Origin of the sequence: Streptomyces carpinensis, assembly GCF_002154505.1 — a bacterium.
Taxonomy (GTDB): Bacteria; Actinomycetota; Actinomycetes; order Streptomycetales; family Streptomycetaceae; genus Streptomyces; species Streptomyces carpinensis.
In genome coordinates this window covers 1-648 of record NZ_MUBM01000769.1, presented here as the reverse complement: position 1 = coordinate 648, position 648 = coordinate 1, and the positions used below count along the sequence as shown (strand labels likewise).

Genomic DNA, 648 nt, shown 5'->3' with positions numbered 1-648 from the left:
GGGCGGGGCGTACCCCCGCAGGGTGGTCCGGTCGCACAGGGTGGTCCGGTCCCGCAGGGTGCCGCAGGACAGGCCGGTCCCGCACCGCGAGCGCTCCCGCACGTCGCTCCGCAGGACGTTCCCGGACAGCCGCAGGCTCCGGGCCGGCCGGTGCCGCCCACTCGGCCCACGGGCGGGCAGAACGCCTCCGGTCCGGTGGCTCTGCCTGCCCATGGCCCGCTCACCCAGGAGCAGGCCGCTGCCGGCAGGCCGCTCGCGGCGGAGGCCGCTCCCGCGCACGGCGCCCCGGCGCAGGGCACCCCCGCACAGGGTGTTCCGGCCCAGGGCCTCCCCGCCCAGCCGACCCCCGCGGCCGGCACACCGGCCCCGCAGCAGTGGCCCGGCACGGGTGACATGTCCGGCGCGGGCGTCGCCGTACCGCCGAACGGTCCCGCCGTGCACGTACCGCCGAACGGCGCCGCAGCGGGCGTACCGGGCGCTCCGGGCCATCTGAACGGGGCCGGCACCCCCCTGCCGCCGAACACGCCCGGCACGCCACCCCACGGCACCCCGGCACCCGGCACCCCGCTGCCGCCCGAGCAGACCGCCGGACGGCCCACCGGACAGCCCGTCGCTCAGGCCCCTCGAGCCCCGCAGGCTGCTCCGGCC

1 pseudogene is annotated in these 648 nt (G+C 80.4%); it reads left to right on the top strand.

Annotated features, from left to right (window positions below):
* Positions 1 to 195: 195 nt before the first annotated feature.
* Positions 196 to 648 (top strand): annotated as a pseudogene (locus BZY54_RS48660) (hypothetical protein); the annotation flags it as partial.